The sequence below is a fragment of the Alistipes sp. AF14-19 genome (genome assembly GCF_003461645.1).
Lineage (GTDB): Bacteria > Bacteroidota > Bacteroidia > Bacteroidales > Rikenellaceae > Alistipes > Alistipes shahii.
In genome coordinates this window covers 77560-94217 of the sequence record NZ_QTXM01000010.1, presented here as the reverse complement: position 1 = coordinate 94217, position 16658 = coordinate 77560, and the positions used below count along the sequence as shown (strand labels likewise).

Genomic DNA, 16658 nt, shown 5'->3' with positions numbered 1-16658 from the left:
GGTTATCGCACGTTAATGGTTCGTACTTCGCCTTCGCCGAGGCCCTTCTGATGGTACTGCGCGAGGTTCTTGTCTTTGTCGAGGAACACCTGTCTGTCGCTGGTGATGTGGAAGGCCTTGCAGTCGGGATAGGCTTTCGCATACTTCTCGGCCAGGGCCTGGAACGGGTCGGCCTTCCGGGCCTGCTCGGCGGCAGCCTCCTCGGCTTCCCTGCGGGCCTGATCCGCTTCGGCCTTCTCGGCATCCTCGATGGCTTTGGCCTCGGCGCGGAAATCAGCCTCCCGGGCTACGGCCTCGGCGACCTTCGCCGTGGCGGCCTGACAAGCCGCTTCCAGGGCCGCCAGGCTCTCCTTGAGGGCAGCCTTCTCCTCGGCGGTTTTAGCGCCTTTCACGGCGTCCTTACCCTCGGCGACCCGTGCCTTTGCGGTTTTGGTTTCGGCTTTTGCGGCTTTCACGGCATCAGCCAGGCGGGCCAGCTCCTCCTTGCGCTGCTCGGCGCTCATGTCTTTAATATTCATGTTTTCAGATTTTTAACAGTTTGCGGGTTTTATAGACCCCGAACAGGATCAGCGACACGGCTGAAACCTGTCCGATACGCATCCAGGTCCGCTGCCAGGTATTCTGGCGATTGACCTCGACGACTTGAAACTCTTTGCGGGTAGACGTATGGCGTTCGATGCGGTCTTTCAAAGTCAGGTAAATAGCCATACTGTCGGCCTGGGCCGTAGCCGTCAGGACATTATCGCGGACCTCGATGTCGGGAGGCTTCAAGCGGTTCCCCGCCTGGTACTCCATCAGTCGGCGCATCTGCACCTGACCCACGCTGTCGCATTCGAGAAGCGCCCGGAGCATCGACTGGTCGCGTTCGAGGACCACCACCGTATCCCGGACCTGTTCGGTCACGGTCACCGTATCGGTCGCCTCCGTCTGCGAAGATTGCAGTTTGAGGCTTGGACTGCACGCGGCCAAAAGGGCTGCGAGCAGAATAATCAGCATTTTTCTCATTGATCAAATCGTAAATTACGTTTTCGTCGTTCTTGCCACGGATCAGCTTGATCAGCGACACGAAGGCTTTGGCCTGCGTGATGATCGCCAGGTTCTCGAGGATCGAGATAAGCTCGCAGACGCACAGGTAGGCCGCCATCAGTCGGTGCGGAATGATCCACAGATTCGGGACGAGCTTGTCGATCAGAAAGGCCAGCAGTATCGCGGCCATGTAGCCGATCAGTTTGCCTACGCTCTTGCGCATTCGGCGCGACGATCGAGGTGCGTGGCGGTTCTTGCTGGCGAGAACACCGAAGACGAGATCGGCGAGCCAGAACAGGAACACAATGCCGATTACCTCCTGGCATGGTGCGAAATAGGCTGCGGCCACCAGGGACGCCTTGATCGCATACTGACCGAGATACTGCACAGCTCCTTCCATGACTACTTACCCGAATAGATGGCTCCGATGTACTTGTTGCGCAGAGGCAGGGCCGAGAAACGCTGCTGGTAGCCCAGGATGTCGCCACGGGCTTCGGGGTCCTTCTCGCGGTGGAAAACATCGACCGTACCCGTCGCACGCATCACCTCGGTACGAATCCAGGCGATCGACGCCATCGCGCTGTTCTCGCCTTTGGCCGAGCCGAAAGCCTGCTTCTTGCCCGTCGTGGTGTCGAACAGAGGCAGATGCGGGTAGCTGAAGACCTTGAAATTGCCGATCTTCCCGTCACGCATGTACTCCTTGTACAACTTGCGGTTCTCGGACTTCAGGTCGGCTTCGTGCTCCGTAGTGAGGACCAGGCACAGCTGCGTCATGTCGACCTCCATTGCCTTGAACTTCGCTTCGAGCAGGTCGAGGTCGTCGAAGGTCAGGCGACGGCGACCGTTGACGGCTTCGCCGGTCGTCACCAGGACGGGCGTGAACTCACCGTTCTGCAGCGGACACCAGTTGTAGGCGGCCATTGCCCGGCGCTTGCGCGTGAGGGCGTTCACATGACCGCGCGTCACACTCTGCATCTTGTCGTAGGCGGCCTGCATCTGCTCGATGTTGCGCACGACGGTGTTCTTCGTGTCGAGGGTATGCAGCAGGATGTCCTTCGGCACATCCTCGCGCTGCACGATACCGACCGGATAAGTGTCGTTGTCGATGAATACCTCCGGCTCGACACCTGCCTCGGCCAGGTGCAGCGTGTTGTTGTCGACCAGGGCACTGAGGTCTTCGGATTCGTTCAGGAAGTCACCCTCCTGAATGGGCTGCTCTTTGATGATGTCAACCCACAGTTCTTTTTCAATAGGCATATCTGTCTGATTTTGATTAGTTGTGCTTTTTCCGGATGGTCTCGAAAACCTCGGGATTCTCGGCTTTGATCTTCGCAAGGCCCTCGGGGTCCTCCTTCAGCCAGCGCAGGTGCGTCCAGTTCTGGCGATCGGCCGGAATCACGTTCCCGGCGATCTTGGTGACGGAAGCCGCCAGCGAAGCCTTCGCGGGGATGGCCTTCAGGGTTTCCGACACCAGGTCGTAATCCTTCATGGCGAGCTCGACGTACTTCTCACGGGCGGGAGCTCCGATCCTGCCCTGTTCAACGGCCAGATTGACCATGTCCTCGGCGCGTTTCTTACGAGCTGCGTCGATCTCCTTCTGCAGGGCATCGGCAGTCTCCTTGTGTTTGTTGCGGTCGGCAGCCAGCTGCACGATAGCCTTGCTCATCGCCGTAGCGTCCGCGTCCTGATTGATGCCGAGCGCGACGTATGCCTCGGCGGAAAGGGTGATTTTTTCCATTGGTTTGATATTGGGTTTTCGACCCTGCGGCGAACTCTCCGCGCAGAGTTTCACGATGTTGTCGACATGAAGACGCACGTCGCCATCTTCGACCAGATGGCCGTCGCCCGTGTAGATTTTGAGCGTCACGGCCCCGGCATTCGACGGCACGGAGGTTACGGAACCCTCGAACAGCTCCCACTCGGTGACATAGAGGTCCTCACCGCCTGCCGGATTCGTGCGGTACTCGGCCCGCAGGATGACGATGCCGGGCGATGCCCCGCGCAGGAACCCGCGCTCGACCTGGCCCTTGCGTTCCGCACCCAGGGTGATCCCGTCGTCGAAGACAGGATCGGCAACAAGCAGCGCCCCCTCGACATGCAGGTTGTCCCAGCGCCCTATCAGACGGTTGAGATCGTGGTTGTCGAGCATCGGGGAATACTCCTGGAAGCGTTCGAACTTGCCGCCGCCGTTAAGCAGGAAAAAACCGTGCGAGTTCTTTTTCGTTTCGTCGTTAAAAATGAATTTCGGTAAAGCCATGCGCCTCATTTTTGATGCAAACATAGGCTTCAAAATCCGACGCAACAAAAAGACTGTCAAGGTATTGAACTATTTTTCGCATTCGCGTTTCGGCATGCCATCTTTGCACAAAAAAGAGCATATGACAACCCCGAAACACAAATTATATACGGCGGCCTACAACTGTTTTGTAGAACAGGGAATGACCTGTGCAGGCATTGCCGAGTTGCTCGGCATTCGTGAGGCCACGCTGTCCGAATGGCGACGCGGTATGAAGTGGGACGAAAAACGCAAGGCCAGCCTGGCGGCCCCCGGAAAAATCCGCGAACTGTTGCTGGACGAGATGCAATGGATCGCCGAGAGAAACAAGGCCCGGCTCGATACTGACGGACTTTCGAAAGTAGCCAAAAGCCTGCAATACTTCGATGGCAAGGTCCCGCTGTCGGTGGTGATCTCCGTGTTGAAGGAGGTCGACAACTTCGTTGCCGAGATCAACCCCCAGGAGGTCGTGAAGATCACAGAATACCACCGCATGTTCATTCAGCACCGGGCGCAGGTCGATTCCTTAAAGTAACGGCACATGGCAGACATCGACAAGAAATTTCAAAAGCTCATCGACAACTACGAGGAGCATTGCCGACGCATCGCGAAAGCTTCGGTCGTAGACATCCACGAACGCCCCGCGGACAAGATCGCCCGCGTGAAACGTATCGAGAAGGATTACGTCACCTGGTTCGAGTACTATTTTCCGAACTATGCCAAGGTGCCCTGTGCGTGGTTCCACCGTCAGGGTGCGCAGGAGATCATCGACAACGACGTGATCATGGCCTTGTGGGAGATTTACCGATCCGGGGCGAAGTCCGTACACGTCGACATGGGTATTCCCCTGTACCTGATGTACACGGGCCGCCTGCGCTACATGCTGCTGATCGGCGAGACCGAGGACAAGGCGCATAAACTGCTCTCGGCATGCCAGGCGCAGCTTGTCTACAACAAACGCCTGATCAACGATTACGGCTGCCGCTACAAACAGGGCGACTGGTCGTCCGGGGAGTTCCTGACCTCCGACGGCGTACGCTTCACGGCTCTCGGTTTCGGTCAGGACCCGCGCGGCGTCCGCGAGGAGGAGCAGCGTCCCGACTATATCGCCGTGGATGATGTCGACACGCGTCGTCATGTCAACAACGACCGTCTGATGCGCGAGGCCGTCGAGTGGATCTTCGAGGATCTGATGGGATGTTTCGACGAGGCGGACGGATCGACCCGGCGATTCGTGTATGCCAACAACAACTTTCATAAGAACAGCATCACAAACCGCCTTAAAAAGCAGTTCAAAGTCCTGGCTGAAAAATCCCGGCAGGAGGGCGAAAAGCCCATACACCGGGTACTGACGGTGCCCGCCGTGAAGGACCTGACGACCTTCGAGCCGAACTGGCCCGAGAAGACCTCGGCAGAGCACTGGCGCAAAAAGTACCGCAGCATCCCCTCGCGGTCGTTCATGCGCGAGTATATGCACGTCCACGTCGAGGACGGCAAGGTGTTCAAGGCCGAGGACATTCAGTGGAAGAAGATGCTGCCCCTGAACGAGTATGACGCCCTGGTCTTCTACGGAGACCTTTCCTACAAGGCCCAGGCATGCCATAAGGGGATGATCCTCGTCGGCAAGAAAGACCGCGAGTTCCATTTCATCTACTGCTTTCTGCGCCAGCAGTCCCGCACGGTCTTGGCAAAATGGCTCTATGACCTGTACGAAACGACGGAGCTGCACAACTGCCGCAAGGTCCGCTATTGGATCGAGGGCCTGTTCTCGATGGACGAGTTCGTCAACGACTTCGATGCCGAGGGCGATGCCCGCGGATACTACATCCCCGTCAAGGCGGATAAGCGCCCGAAGGCTGACAAATACGACCGTATCGAAGCTACGCAGTCTTATTTCGAGCGCCGAAATGTGTGGTTCAATATCGACGAGCGGGACAGCCCTGACTTCCAGGAACTCGTCGATCAGTACCTGGCATTCGAGAAGGGCGGAGGCGCAGCCGTCGACGGCCCCGATGCGGCAGAAGGCGCACTCTCGAAACTCAATACCGTATTCCGGCAGGCAAAGGGGACCTACCGCGTCGGCATCCGGGCACAGCGTAAATACTAATCCAATATTCAACGACATGCGTAAAATCAAGTATATCGTGCTGCATTGCAGCGCAACCAAAGAGGGGGTGCCGTTCGGCATCGAAGACATCGACCGCTGGCACCGTCAGCGGGGATTCCGCAAGGTCGGCTACCACTACGTGATCCTGCTTGACGGTACGATCCGCAAGGGCCGCGACATCGCCCAGGTCGGGGCCCATGTGCAGGGCAGCAACGCCAACAGCATCGGCATCTGCTACATCGGAGGACTGGACGCCGACGGCAAGCCCAAAGATACCCGCACCGAGGAACAGAAGGCGTCGCTGTTCTTCCTGCTGCAACAACTCCGCGAACAGTTCCCCGACGCCATGATCTGCGGACACCGCGACTTCTCGCCCGACCTGAACGGCGACGGGATCATCGAGCCGTGGGAGTGGATGAAGGCCTGCCCGTGTTTCGACGCCATCGACGAATATCAAAGCCTGTAAGCCATGTTCATCGAAAAGGAGGACTTATACACGGCGATCTGCGAATACCAGCTGCAGAACATCACCACAAGCGCCGTCACGATCCGTATGGCGATCCTGGCGGCCATCGACGAGGCGCGGAGCTACCTGAATGCCAAATACGACTGCGAGGCGATATTCTCGGCCACGGGAGAAGACCGCCACGCCACGCTTCTGGAGCACTGCAAGAATATCGCGGTGTGGAACCTATGCCGCCGGGCGAACACCGATCTGATTTTCGAGCAGGTCAGTGAATACCGCCGGGCGGCGATCGACTGGCTCGAGAAGGTTGCGGGCCTGAAGGGTACCGACAAGCCCCTCGCACCCGGTTTGCCGCTGCTCAAGACTGAAGACGGAGAGGTCCGCATCACTGCCCGGATGGGTAGCCGCCGCAAGTTCCGCCACGGCTTCGATGACTAAACACCGTTTAAATACCCTTTAATCGTTCACACAATGCAGAAAAAGAACAGAAGCAGGAAAACCCACGACGCCACGAATAAGACCGCGAATTTGGCCGTAAAAACGAATGGTCCGAAAACAGCCAGGCGGCGCGAGGGCTACATCCGCAGTATCGTTCCGAAAACCCTGTCGCGGACCCGGTCCGACATCGCCACCTGGCGGTCGGCGCTGCGCGCGGCGGATAACGTCGACAATCCGCGCCGGGCACGGCTGATGAATCTTTACGACGACGTGATGCTCTGCGCGCATCTCACCTCGCAGATCGAACTGCGGCAGAAGGCGACGCTCCTGACACCTTTCGAGATCAAGGTAGGCGACGAGATCGACGACCAGGCTACGGCGGTCCTCAATGCGGCATCATGGGTCACGGAGCTCAACACCCACATCCTCGACAGCGTGATGTACGGTCATACGCTCGTGGAACTCACGACGACCGGGAACACAACCGAACCCGTGGCCGTCACCCTGCTGCCCCGGCAGAACGTGATTCCCGAGAAGGGAATGCTGCTGTTCCGGGAAGACGACAGTAAAGGCCTCCAGTACCGCGAGGTCCGGGAGTTCGGGAACTTCATCCTGGAGTTCGGCAAGGATCACGACTACGGCCTGCTGAACAAGGCCGTGCCGCACGTGCTGTTCATGCGCTTCGCGCAATCCTGCTGGTCGGAGCTCTGCGAGATATACGGCATCCCGCCCCGGTTTATGAAGACCGACACGCAGGACCCCGCCATGCTCGACCGCGCCGAGGCCATGCTGCGCGACATGGGAGCGGCGGCCTACTTCATCATCGACCGCACGGAGGAGTTCCAGTTCGCAAAGGGAGCCGACACCAACGGCGATGTCTACAACAACCTGATCGCCCTGTGCAAGGAGGCGGTCTCGGTGCTGGTGAACGGAGCCGTGATCGGACAGGACACCGTGAACGGCAACCGCTCCAAAGAGGAGAGCAGCATCCGGCTGTTCGAGAAGCTGGTGATGGCGGACCGTAAGATGCTGGCGGGATATTGGAACTCCACGGTGATCCCCGCTCTGGTGTACATAGGCATTCTGCCCGAGGGAAGCGTGTTTTCCTGGCAGCAGGAGGAGGACGTCGAAAAACTGTGGGCGATGGTCGTGCAGCTCCTTCAGTTCAAGGACGTGCCGAACGACTGGATCGAGGAGAAGTTCGGCATCGTCTGCACCGATAAGGCCTTCACCGTGCCGGGACAGCTGTCCGTGCCGCAGCCCCGGGAAGTCGATTTTTTCGCAACCGCCCCCTGATCGCGTACAGGGGGCTGCACGAAAGACTGGCGGCGGTCTACGGACTGGGTGATCCGGTGATGCTGGCAGCGGAGGGCGGCAAAGACAAAAAGCCTGTCGTGCGTCTGTCGACGTTCCGAAACGCCGCAAAGCACTTGCAAAAGGCCGGGGACTTTCGTCCCGACATGCTCGAGGATCAGCCGATCCGGACGCTGATCGACGAAATAACCGACGCCCTGATGGAAGGGGTCAACATCGGACTGAAGGATGCTGAAATTCCGACGGAAATGGCCGACAGGCTCGGGCGCGACGTGTTCGTGTTTTCGGGCTGCAAGACCTATCACGAACTGCGTGAGGCCTCGCAGCTCCTGCGCGATGATCGGGGACGGATCAAACCGTTCGGAAAGTTTTTCGAGGAGGTCCGACAGATACACCCCGAGTACAACGAACGCTATCTGGAGGCAGAACATCAGTTTGCCGTACACTCCGCACAGGCGGCGGCGCAATGGGCCGAAATCGAGCGAGAAGGGAATGATTACGATCTGCAATACCGCACGGCCAACGACGGCAAAGTACGGCCCGCGCATGCGAAACTCGAAGGACTGACCCGTCCGCAGGACGATCCGTGCTGGTCGGAGATCATGCCGCCGAACGGATGGAAATGTCGGTGCAGGGTCGTGCAGGTACGCAAGGGCAAATACGATTACACCGATCGGAACGAGGTTTCACAGCTTGTACGCGAAGCGACCACGGACCTCGACAGTCAGGGACGTAACCGCGCTGAAATGTTCCGTTTCAATCCCGGCATGGATAGAGTGATTTTCCCGAAACACCATCCGTATTACAACCTTTCAATCCAGGCAAAAACGGTAATAACCGATATGGCCGACAAGCGGGAGGTTAAAAATGGGTTTGCTGCCAAGACGATTGCCGAGGCCGAGGAAGCGTTCCGCACACAGCTCGGTGTAAAATGCCGCCTCGACGGATTTAAAAAATCCGACATGGCGCAGGTACAGGAAATATTTGCTTGCGTATCACACCATTTTACAGATTTTCCGGAACTTCGCGATAAAATCAAATTCGTAGGGTCAGTAAAAGGGCGCGTGGCAGCACTGGAGGATGTAAAATACACAGAGCTATGTAAACTAAATCCCGGGATGCAAGATGACGTATTGCGTAAGTATGCCAAGAACTGGGCGAAACGCATGGCCGGATGCAGTTCCTCTACGTATGCCTATTCATCAAAGAATTTTACTGAATACGCATTGAATGGTTTGGCTTTTAATTCCACTTGGGCTGGGACTAAGGTCAAGAAGCAACTGGAGTATGATGTGCAGCACAAATTTCATCCGGTAGGTTGTGACACGGTTAAAGCCGTTTTTGACCATGAACTTGGGCATAAAATAGACGAAATGCTTTCGCTGTACACTGATCCGGATTTTTTGGCTATCTACAATCCGGCCAAAGCTCAAGGAGAACGATTCATCGCCGATAACCTGTCGGCATATGCGTATTGCACCTCTTTCTTCCGTAAGTCCAATTACACGCCGCAAAAGGAATTTATTGCCGAAGCGTGGAGCGAGTATCGGAATAACGAAAAACCGCGACCTTTGGCAGTCGCGGTAGGTGAACTTATAAACCGAAAATACGATGCGAAAAAGCAGAACTAAATATCTGCAACTTCATATACGCGCATTGTTTCACGAGGCTTGTCTGTTTCGAAGACATAGCTACCATGCTGCCCTTCGAGTACCTTATTGTGAGATTCGGCATTATCGTATATCGACATTGGAATCACGTCGAATGCGGCGCACCGAATACCTCCTTTGAAATGCCGACAATCCTCACACTGATAAGGTTGCTCCTTTTCTATGTCAATCAGATGTTTCATAAAAGTTTGCGCTTTGCGCAAAAATAACGTTTTAAAACGCGAAAAGCAAATGAAATGCCGAAATTATTTGATCTGAAGCGAAAAATCCTGACCGACCTGAAGGTCGAACTGCTCGACGAGTTCGACCGCAACTTCGAACGGCGGGCATTCTTTGACCGCCCCTGGCCGGATCGGTCCTATCCCGGCGGACGCGGATCGCTCCTGCAGGTGACGGGACGCGGACGGCGCAGTTTTCGGGGGACCATCCGGCAGAACGGCGTCGAGTTCTCGACCGATACGCCCTACATGGGGCTGCACAACCGGGGCGGAAAGATCAAGATCACACCCCGGATGCGAAAATTCTTTTGGGCCATGTACTGCCAAAACGCCGGAGGCATTACCACCTCTGCCAAGAAACGACAGGCCAGCAACACCCAGCGTAATCGAATGCTGTCAGCGAAGGCGCAGTTCTGGAAAAATATGGCTTTGACAAAAAAGGATCATATAACAATTCCACAACGCCAATTTATCGGCGACCATCCCCGTGTCCGGCAGGCGGTACGGGAGGTTATACACCAAAACCTGCAGAGCGCTTTCCGGGAACTCGCAAAAGTCCTGCAACCTCGGTAAAACACCGTTTAAACGTCTTTAAAATGATTGAAAATGCAATGATCGCAGTCCAGGACCGACTGCTGGAACTGCTCCCCGAGAAGATCGCCTATCTGGCCGAGGATTGGGGACAGCTGGATTTCTACAACGAGCGGCCGCCCGTCAATTTCCCGTGCGTGCTGATCGACATTGCCGAGGCCGAGTTCTCGGACTGCACGCGAAAGGTGCAACTGGGCGAGGCGATCCTGACCGTACGGGTAGCGCACTTCGATCCCGTAAACATTTCAGCCCTCGCACCGAACCGTAACAAAGCATTCCGCATGTTCGTCCTGCTGCGGTTGATCTACACCCAGTTGCAGGGACTCTCCGGAGAGGGGTTTTCGGGCCTTACGCGCACATCCCTGCGGCGGGTGAAACGTGAAGATGCGATCCGTGAATACGTCATGCAGTTCCGGTTCGGCGGGACGGACAACGCAGCCTATAAGCCGCGAAAAAAGGCCGAAGGCGTCCAGATCGACATCACCACGGAACGCTCGTAACGAAACAGCCCGGCAATTTGCCGGGCTGTTTCGCATAAGATTGCTTTTTTTACTATTTTTGAAACAAAACAAGCGTATATGTCCAACTGGAGCAAAATTTGGAAAATCTTGACAACTCCCGTCAACACCCCTAAACCGAAAGAGCATACTCCGACTTCGATAACCCCTGCAGTTCAATGTAATCCGAGCAGTTCCCGGGATCATTGGCTGACCGTACACGTTGCACTTGCCTCTATGCGCGAGTTTCAAGAGTGTAATTCGGACCACACACTACTCAAGAAAGCGGAAAATCTTCGTAATATCATTGAAGAACTCAAAGGGCTATCCGGACAGTCCAACTATTCTGCAATTCTAAAAAAAGGGATCAACGAATTTGAGACGAATTGGCGGACAACCATCACCCCGCAGGAATTTGAACACCTTGAACACCCTGATAAAATGGATATTGACGAGATGATCCGTGAGAAATACTGTTCTCTCGCCTCAAACTACCGCCGCTACTGGGAAAGTGCCATCGCTCAACTGGTGCGGAAATCAGCTATCCTAAAGCGACGGCAATACTTAATAGAAGACATTGATCGTTTCATTGACGGTTTACCAATAAAGTATCCGGAGGTTGTGAGTGAATTGGAAAAATACAAGGCTTTCAACCTGAAGCAGATCGAAAGCCCTGAATAAAATCAATCGAACAGAGTTGGTTGTCGGATGTCCTGCTGCGTGCGTTCGCGTTCTTTGCGGAGCCAGGACAAATAGGCAGCATATTCGACATGAAACTGGTCGTAGATGTACTTTTTCCACACCCATTTCAGACACCTATCCTGCCGCCCGGGTTCATAGTACTGCTTCGTGATCCGCACCGCATGCTCACGTTTTCGGATGTGATTTTTGTTGTTGTATGCCATTTTCCGCAATTATTGACTATCTTTGTAGCAGGTCGGCCTTGTGATAGCAATATTGCAGGGCTTTTTTATGTCAGTTCACCACGGTCGGACCGCCTCCCGGAATGATGTAGATCGGCGTCACCTGAACCGAAGGCCGTGAGGTCGTGGCGGGCTTCTTGTCTCCGATGGCCCGCAGTTTGCGCACCAGTGCTTGCAGTTCCTGTGCATCGAGCATATAGAGCAGACGCCCGCATATCCGCCGCTGCAGCAGGAAACGGTTCACCTTCGTCCAGTCCTCGGGCGAAGCGTACATCCCGAGTTTTGTCAGGTGTGCCAGGACCTGCGACCGGAGACGCCGGATCGCATCAGTGGCCGGGGTCGTCTTGGCCCGGTGGGCAAACTCCATATATGCCTGCAGGGCGACGATCTCATTGTCGGTAAGTTCGTCATAGCTGCGGGCATCCCACAACGCCAGGATGTCCGTCCGGTTGGGGATCAGGCGGCAGGCCGACATCAGAGTATTGATCCGGCGAACCTTTGCGCCGCGTTCGAATTCGGTCATTTTGTTACAATATTTAATTTAATCATGTTGCTCCCGGCGGCGGAATCGAACCGCCGCAGAAAACCGTTCGGGAATTAGGATCGTAGCTGTTTGCGAATCGCCCTACAGAAAGCCCAAACAAAAAGGATAAGGTGAAAAAGAGCGTCGATCCACAACGGACATGTTACCCACCACCACGACCAATCGACCGCATCAGCCAATTTGAGCCCCAGGTAGATGATAAATAGGGATATGGAAGGTCTGATAGTCATGGCTTACATCCGGTTAAATGACGGCTCGATCCTGTGCCATACACCGCGCTCGTCGCGCTGGTGGAAGTAGAAGTTTATGGCGGTGCCGTTAACGACGTTGCTCTCCTTAAACAACTGCATGATCTCCGAGTATTCGGGATCGTTGAACTGCGCCTCGAGATCATACAGTTTGCTGATGGACTTGTAGTCCAGATCGCCCTTGCGGTTACGCTCCAGGAGCGTCATTGCCAACTGGTACATCGGATCGTCGGCCCCTTTCTCCCGTCCGCCGATCCATGCCTTCAGGAAGTCGATCAGCCGGGCGGCGGCCACGTCGGCCCGTTCGTCAAAGCATTTTACCCGATTGCATTTCACCTCGAGGCGGAAGTCTCCCTCCTGCACCGAGTAGCCGAGCTGGTCGTCCCGGCGCGTGGCTCCGTACTCCTGCATGATTTTTCGGAAAGCATCGGTCTCGGCCACAACCAGGTCGTAGAACTCGCGCACCCGGCCAGTGATATTGCGGGTTTCGGCTGCCATACGCTTCACGAAGTCGGCCCGCGTCTCCTCATAGTCCCGGCGCCGTTTGTCTGCGGCCTGGCGCTCCTCGGCCCGCTTCTGCTCGAGCAGCTGTTCCAGTTGGTCGGCGGTCATGTCTTTCAGTTCGTCTTTCATAGTGATATTGATTAAGAATTACGTTTGTCAGTGTAAGGTTCCCCGGCGATGCTGCAATAGTCGGTCTCCATGTTGTGCAAGCCAAAACGCATGTCTTCCAGGTCTTGCTCGATCTGCGCGATCCGCTCCGGGGAGAGATTCTGCCTGTGCAACTTCAGATAGGTCTCCGCGATCAGTATGTTCTTACGGCGCTTGTCAATCATGTATGAAAGACAGTCCAGGCTTGCCGCCGATGATTTGGTTAGTTCGATGATCTCGGGCATACTGATTACGATTTGATGGTTTTGATCGCTTTCAGGGCCTCCTTCGAATAATTGTCGAGGAAGGTCTGCCGCATTGCATCCGCGACACTCATAATCTCGTTGATGCTTGCCCCGGTTTGGGCGACTGTCCCGGCAAACCTGCGCAATTCCGCGATCAGTTCCGGGCTGATTTTAATACCGTTTTGCTGTCCCATTGTTGTTGTTTTTCATTATGCCGTACATGGTTCTGAAATAGTCGTCCGTGAGCGCCACGCCGTCCTTGTGCGCGGCGATGATCGCAGGCTCGAGGTAATCGTTAAGCTCCCGGTAATCGGTGCAGAGCTCGACGAGGATTTTGCGGAGGTTTTCATCCTTGACCTTATACATGAAGTTCTCGAATTTCCGGTCGATCGGCGGCAGAATAATCGTGTTCGCCTTCATCCGGCTTTTGAACTGCGGAACGCCGTTGACACCGCGCAGTTCGAGCCTGTCGAGCAGTTTCAGCAGATCGGCGGTTCCGGCGATCGCAAAGGCCGCATATCCCTTGATCATGTCATAGATGGCTTTATAGGCCCGGATACCCGGCAGTTTGGTGTTCTCACCCTCGTCGAGGATCAGCATGTTGCGCTCCCCGCACAGCGCACGGCGCCGGAACTCGGAACCGATCAGGCGCAGGCGTGCACCTTTCTGCATCGGCAGGTCGAGGTCGAGCAAGCGACCGATCTCCTCGAGGATGTCTCGGATGCCGTCCTCGGCGTTGATCGTCACACGAAACGTGTTGGTCGGATTGGCCTTGCAGTACTGGTCGATCGCCGTGGTCTTGCCGCAGCCTTTTTCGCCGATGATCATCTTCACGCCGCCGAAACGTGCGGTGCAGTTCAGATGCGCACGTTCGAGAGCCGAGATGGCGATCACAAACTGCGGCGTAGGCTCTACCTTCCAAAAGGTTTGCTCGATCTCGAAGCCGATCACCGATGCAAGCGTAATGAAATAGCGGTCGGCGATCTCCGTAACCTTGTCAGGGCCGGATTTGTATTCATAGACCCCGTTCAGCAGGTTGGAAAGATACGACGCGCTGATTCCGCAAGTCTTCGCCAAGGCATTCTGCGACATGCCGTGCCGCTGCATGTACTGCTTGGCGGCAGTAATGATTTCGTCTTTTTTGATTTTTTCCATAAGGCGGTTATTTGATGTATTTTGACAAATCGGAAATGTGATTTTTGTGGTAGTCGATCACTGCCTGCTGTTGGACCTGGTCTACCTTCTTTCGCTCCCGCTCCCGGGCGCGTTGTTTCTTGGCCTCCAGCTTCGCACGGCCCCGTTCATATTCGGCGGCGCTGATCTGCTCGTGCATGGCGTTGTAATCCTCCTTGGTGGCGTTGTCCCGGATGTTGAAGTCATAGCCGCGGACCATGACCGCCTTTGCCGCTTCGACATCCTCGACGAACCCGTCGACCATCTCCTCGAACTCTGCACCTTTGCGGTTGTAGTAAGCCAGGGCCCGGAGACTGTCGGGGGTTGCTTCGGTCATGGACTTCGACGCCAGCGGTGCAGGCGAACAGGTGAACATGTAAACCTCGTCGGTCGTGTAGACATCAGCCCCTTCGGAGTTCCAATAGACATGCGTTTTGAACGATGAAGCATACCCCATGTGCTGCGCGATCAGGGCCACAGTGCCAGCATCCGTCGGGATGTCGAACTTGTACTCCTTGCCGTCGCGTTCGAGTGTCAAAATCGACCGTAGATAGCTTAAATCCCGCTTCGACATTTCACCCGTGATCCGGCGGTATTGCCGATCGGTATATTGTCCGGCCCGGTCGTTCTTCAGTGTATGAAACCATTCCGAAGGAGTGAGTTCATTTTCCAGGCGCGTGTTGTTCCATTCACGGATGGCGACCGTCAGTTTCTCGATAGCTTCCGTATAGGTCGGCAGGGCCATGATGTCGTAGTAGTCCGGATTCGCCATGCTTTCGAGGCTTCTGGCGTTCCACGAGGTCTCAGGCAGTTTGAAATAACTCTTGAAACGGCGTTTAAACAACCGGAACATGGCCTCGGCGGGGTTCGCTTGAGAGTTCCCCGGTGCGATCGTGCGAAAGTTCCGGCAAACGCGCTGCAGGTAAGCCTTCGAGGCTTCGCCCGTATAGGCGCCGTGGTTGTCGCTGATGAAGTCCAGCACCTCGGTCTTGCCGTTGTCGACGAGCGCCATGCGCATCGCCTGCCGCAGCATCGTGCCGTCCTCGAGGTGCAAACCTTTCCGGCTCACGGAATAGCCTGCGATGTAGCGGCTGCCGACATCCGAGATCAGCATCACGTATATCTTCATCATGCGCCATTTGCCATATTGATCCTGATAGCGGTACGGTACGACGCCCGAACCGTCGGAGGCCCACAGCGAGTTAGCGAACTCGAGCGGTTTGGCAGGAACATAGGGCCGATAGGTATCTTTGAAATGCTTCTTGCCGTGGCGTTCCTTCGCCGACAGCATTTTCCGGCTCCATGCGTTCGTGTAGTGATTGAACGTCGAAGGCTTCACGGGAACAATACCCATCGCCTCCATGTCTCCCGCATAGAGTTGCCACAGTTCCCGCTTGGTATCCTTTTCCGAGCCTCCGGGATTCAGCCAGTAGGTCATAATTGCCGTCTCGTGGGCGTCCATCTTCATCACTTCGCCCGTGGTGTAGTCTACCAGTTCGAACTTGCCGATGATCCGGCGGTTATCGTTGCCGTATTTGCCCGAGACGAGCCACTCCCGGAGCTGGCCGGGGTCCTCCGGAATGCCGCCGATCTTCTTGCGCAAACTGTCAGCGTTCTTGATCCGCAGCCCCTCGAGGGACGCTTCGGCGAGAAGATCGACACACAGAACGAGGAAATCGGCCTGCGTAGGGAATCCGAGCCGCTTGTATTCGTTCCGAGACAGGGCACGTTTCAGAAAACGGCACCAGGCGACAGAAACAGCCATCTGCCGGGCCTTATCCTGCGTGTAGACCGCCAGGTCTCCGACCTTGTACTCCTCGTAATAGGCAATGTCGGTATTGTCGATCAGAAGCTGCACCTGTTCCCGGATCATCCGACGCTGTTCGGCCTGGCGCTCGCGGCTGCCCCGAAGGTTCTGCCCCTCGACGGCGCCGATCAGCTCCTCTTTCGAGGGCAGCATGTCCCGGTAGCAGGTCGGTTTCCGGTTCGGGATATGGTCGTAGTCGTAGTAGTACTGCCCGCCCTTGCGGCCCCAACGCCAGGCCTTGCCCTCCTTTTTGCCCAGGAAGAAATCCGACTGATCGGCAACCTTCCGCCACGAGGGAGGAAGGGAGGATTTGTAGCGCTTTATCCCTTTACGAAGCGTTTCCTCGGGAATGTCGCATACCTCGCATACCATACGCTGCGACACCCAGACGGTTTGCCCGTCGGAGGTCGCGCGTATCAGTATGTCGTTTGGCAGGATCATTAAAATCGTGTTTAAATCCGTTTA

General features: G+C 55.9%; 21 protein-coding genes and 1 pseudogene. 9 read left to right on the top strand and 13 right to left on the bottom strand.

The window, feature by feature from the left end; genetic code table 11:
* Window positions 1-2: 2 nt before the first annotated feature.
* The 5 genes and pseudogenes from DWW03_RS10115 to DWW03_RS16610 all read right to left on the bottom strand — a co-directional run bounded on the left by DWW03_RS10115 (window position 3) and on the right by DWW03_RS16610 (window position 3283).
* Entirely contained in the window at window positions 3-518 is a 516-nt protein-coding gene (locus tag DWW03_RS10115) for a hypothetical protein (protein ID WP_147344303.1), read from the bottom strand.
* 4 nt (window positions 519-522) lie between these two features.
* Window positions 523-1005 (bottom strand): hypothetical protein, encoded by a 483-nt coding sequence (locus DWW03_RS16885; protein WP_259301989.1) that lies wholly within the window; start codon window positions 1003-1005, stop codon window positions 523-525.
* Window positions 1006-1045: 40 nt separating this feature from the next.
* A pseudogene (locus tag DWW03_RS17080) lies at window positions 1046-1426 on the bottom strand (phage holin family protein); the annotation flags it as partial.
* Window positions 1427-1428: 2 nt separating this feature from the next.
* On the bottom strand, window positions 1429-2283 hold the full coding sequence (locus DWW03_RS10100; RefSeq protein WP_118406703.1) for a hypothetical protein: 855 nt from the start codon (window positions 2281-2283) through the stop codon (window positions 1429-1431).
* A 16-nt stretch (window positions 2284-2299) separates the two neighbouring features.
* Window positions 2300-3283, bottom strand: a complete 984-nt coding sequence (locus tag DWW03_RS16610; RefSeq protein ID WP_161989173.1) for a phage protease — start codon at window positions 3281-3283, stop codon at window positions 2300-2302.
* Between the two features lie 121 nt (window positions 3284-3404).
* On the opposite strand from DWW03_RS16610, the gene DWW03_RS16605 reads away from it, so the two are divergent.
* The 6 genes from DWW03_RS16605 to DWW03_RS10065 are packed head-to-tail and all read left to right on the top strand — an operon-like array spanning window position 3405 to window position 9257.
* Complete coding sequence (locus DWW03_RS16605) at window positions 3405-3836, top strand: hypothetical protein (RefSeq protein ID WP_161989174.1); 432 nt, start codon at window positions 3405-3407, stop codon at window positions 3834-3836.
* A 6-nt stretch (window positions 3837-3842) separates the two neighbouring features.
* On the top strand, window positions 3843-5408 hold the full coding sequence (locus tag DWW03_RS10085; RefSeq protein ID WP_118406700.1) for a hypothetical protein: 1566 nt from the start codon (window positions 3843-3845) through the stop codon (window positions 5406-5408).
* Window positions 5409-5424: 16 nt separating this feature from the next.
* Complete coding sequence (locus tag DWW03_RS10080; RefSeq protein WP_118406699.1) at window positions 5425-5874, top strand: N-acetylmuramoyl-L-alanine amidase; 450 nt, start codon at window positions 5425-5427, stop codon at window positions 5872-5874.
* 3 nt (window positions 5875-5877) lie between these two features.
* On the top strand, window positions 5878-6312 hold the full coding sequence (locus tag DWW03_RS10075) for a phage protein Gp36 family protein (RefSeq protein WP_118406698.1): 435 nt from the start codon (window positions 5878-5880) through the stop codon (window positions 6310-6312).
* Between the two features lie 33 nt (window positions 6313-6345).
* The gene (locus tag DWW03_RS10070) at window positions 6346-7608 is read left to right on the top strand and encodes a DUF935 family protein (protein ID WP_118406697.1); all 1263 of its coding nucleotides are present in this window, start codon (window positions 6346-6348) and stop codon (window positions 7606-7608) included.
* 59 nt (window positions 7609-7667) lie between these two features.
* A complete protein-coding gene (locus DWW03_RS10065; protein WP_118406696.1) occupies window positions 7668-9257 on the top strand; it encodes a phage minor head protein in 1590 nt (529 codons plus the stop codon).
* Here DWW03_RS10065 and DWW03_RS10060 read toward each other — a convergent pair.
* The gene (locus tag DWW03_RS10060; RefSeq protein WP_118406695.1) at window positions 9254-9478 is read right to left on the bottom strand and encodes a hypothetical protein; all 225 of its coding nucleotides are present in this window, start codon (window positions 9476-9478) and stop codon (window positions 9254-9256) included. The two genes, DWW03_RS10065 and DWW03_RS10060, sit on opposite strands and share 4 nt — an antisense overlap.
* Before the next feature lie 54 nt (window positions 9479-9532).
* On the opposite strand from DWW03_RS10060, the gene DWW03_RS10055 reads away from it, so the two are divergent.
* From DWW03_RS10055 to DWW03_RS10045, 3 genes are all read left to right on the top strand, one after another.
* Window positions 9533-10087 carry a phage virion morphogenesis protein gene (locus DWW03_RS10055; RefSeq protein ID WP_118406694.1) on the top strand — a complete coding sequence of 185 codons (555 nt, stop codon included), beginning with the start codon at window positions 9533-9535 and terminating at the stop codon, window positions 10085-10087.
* A gap of 23 nt (window positions 10088-10110) precedes the next feature.
* Entirely contained in the window at window positions 10111-10605 is a 495-nt protein-coding gene (locus DWW03_RS10050) for a hypothetical protein (RefSeq protein ID WP_147344300.1), read from the top strand.
* Window positions 10606-10683: 78 nt separating this feature from the next.
* Window positions 10684-11283, top strand: coding sequence for a hypothetical protein (locus DWW03_RS10045; RefSeq protein WP_118406692.1), 600 nt, complete (start codon window positions 10684-10686; stop codon window positions 11281-11283).
* A gap of 2 nt (window positions 11284-11285) precedes the next feature.
* Here DWW03_RS10045 and DWW03_RS10040 read toward each other — a convergent pair whose 3' ends face one another.
* The 7 genes from DWW03_RS10040 to DWW03_RS10010 form a co-directional block, all read right to left on the bottom strand.
* The gene (locus DWW03_RS10040; RefSeq protein ID WP_118406691.1) at window positions 11286-11507 is read right to left on the bottom strand and encodes a hypothetical protein; all 222 of its coding nucleotides are present in this window, start codon (window positions 11505-11507) and stop codon (window positions 11286-11288) included.
* Between the two features lie 70 nt (window positions 11508-11577).
* Window positions 11578-12048, bottom strand: a complete 471-nt coding sequence (locus DWW03_RS10035; RefSeq protein ID WP_118406690.1) for a hypothetical protein — start codon at window positions 12046-12048, stop codon at window positions 11578-11580.
* Between the two features lie 254 nt (window positions 12049-12302).
* Window positions 12303-12956, bottom strand: a complete 654-nt coding sequence (locus tag DWW03_RS10030) for a DUF3164 family protein (protein ID WP_240047999.1) — start codon at window positions 12954-12956, stop codon at window positions 12303-12305.
* Between the two features lie 5 nt (window positions 12957-12961).
* The gene (locus tag DWW03_RS10025; RefSeq protein ID WP_118406688.1) at window positions 12962-13213 is read right to left on the bottom strand and encodes a hypothetical protein; all 252 of its coding nucleotides are present in this window, start codon (window positions 13211-13213) and stop codon (window positions 12962-12964) included.
* 5 nt (window positions 13214-13218) lie between these two features.
* Complete coding sequence (locus DWW03_RS10020; RefSeq protein ID WP_118406687.1) at window positions 13219-13407, bottom strand: hypothetical protein; 189 nt, start codon at window positions 13405-13407, stop codon at window positions 13219-13221.
* Window positions 13385-14368 (bottom strand): AAA family ATPase, encoded by a 984-nt coding sequence (locus DWW03_RS10015; protein WP_118406686.1) that lies wholly within the window; start codon window positions 14366-14368, stop codon window positions 13385-13387. The genes DWW03_RS10020 and DWW03_RS10015 overlap by 23 nt, the downstream gene beginning before the upstream one ends.
* Before the next feature lie 7 nt (window positions 14369-14375).
* Window positions 14376-16634: a DDE-type integrase/transposase/recombinase gene (locus tag DWW03_RS10010; RefSeq protein ID WP_118406685.1), complete on the bottom strand. Its 2259-nt coding sequence runs from the start codon at window positions 16632-16634 to the stop codon at window positions 14376-14378.
* Window positions 16635-16658: the final 24 nt, after the last annotated feature.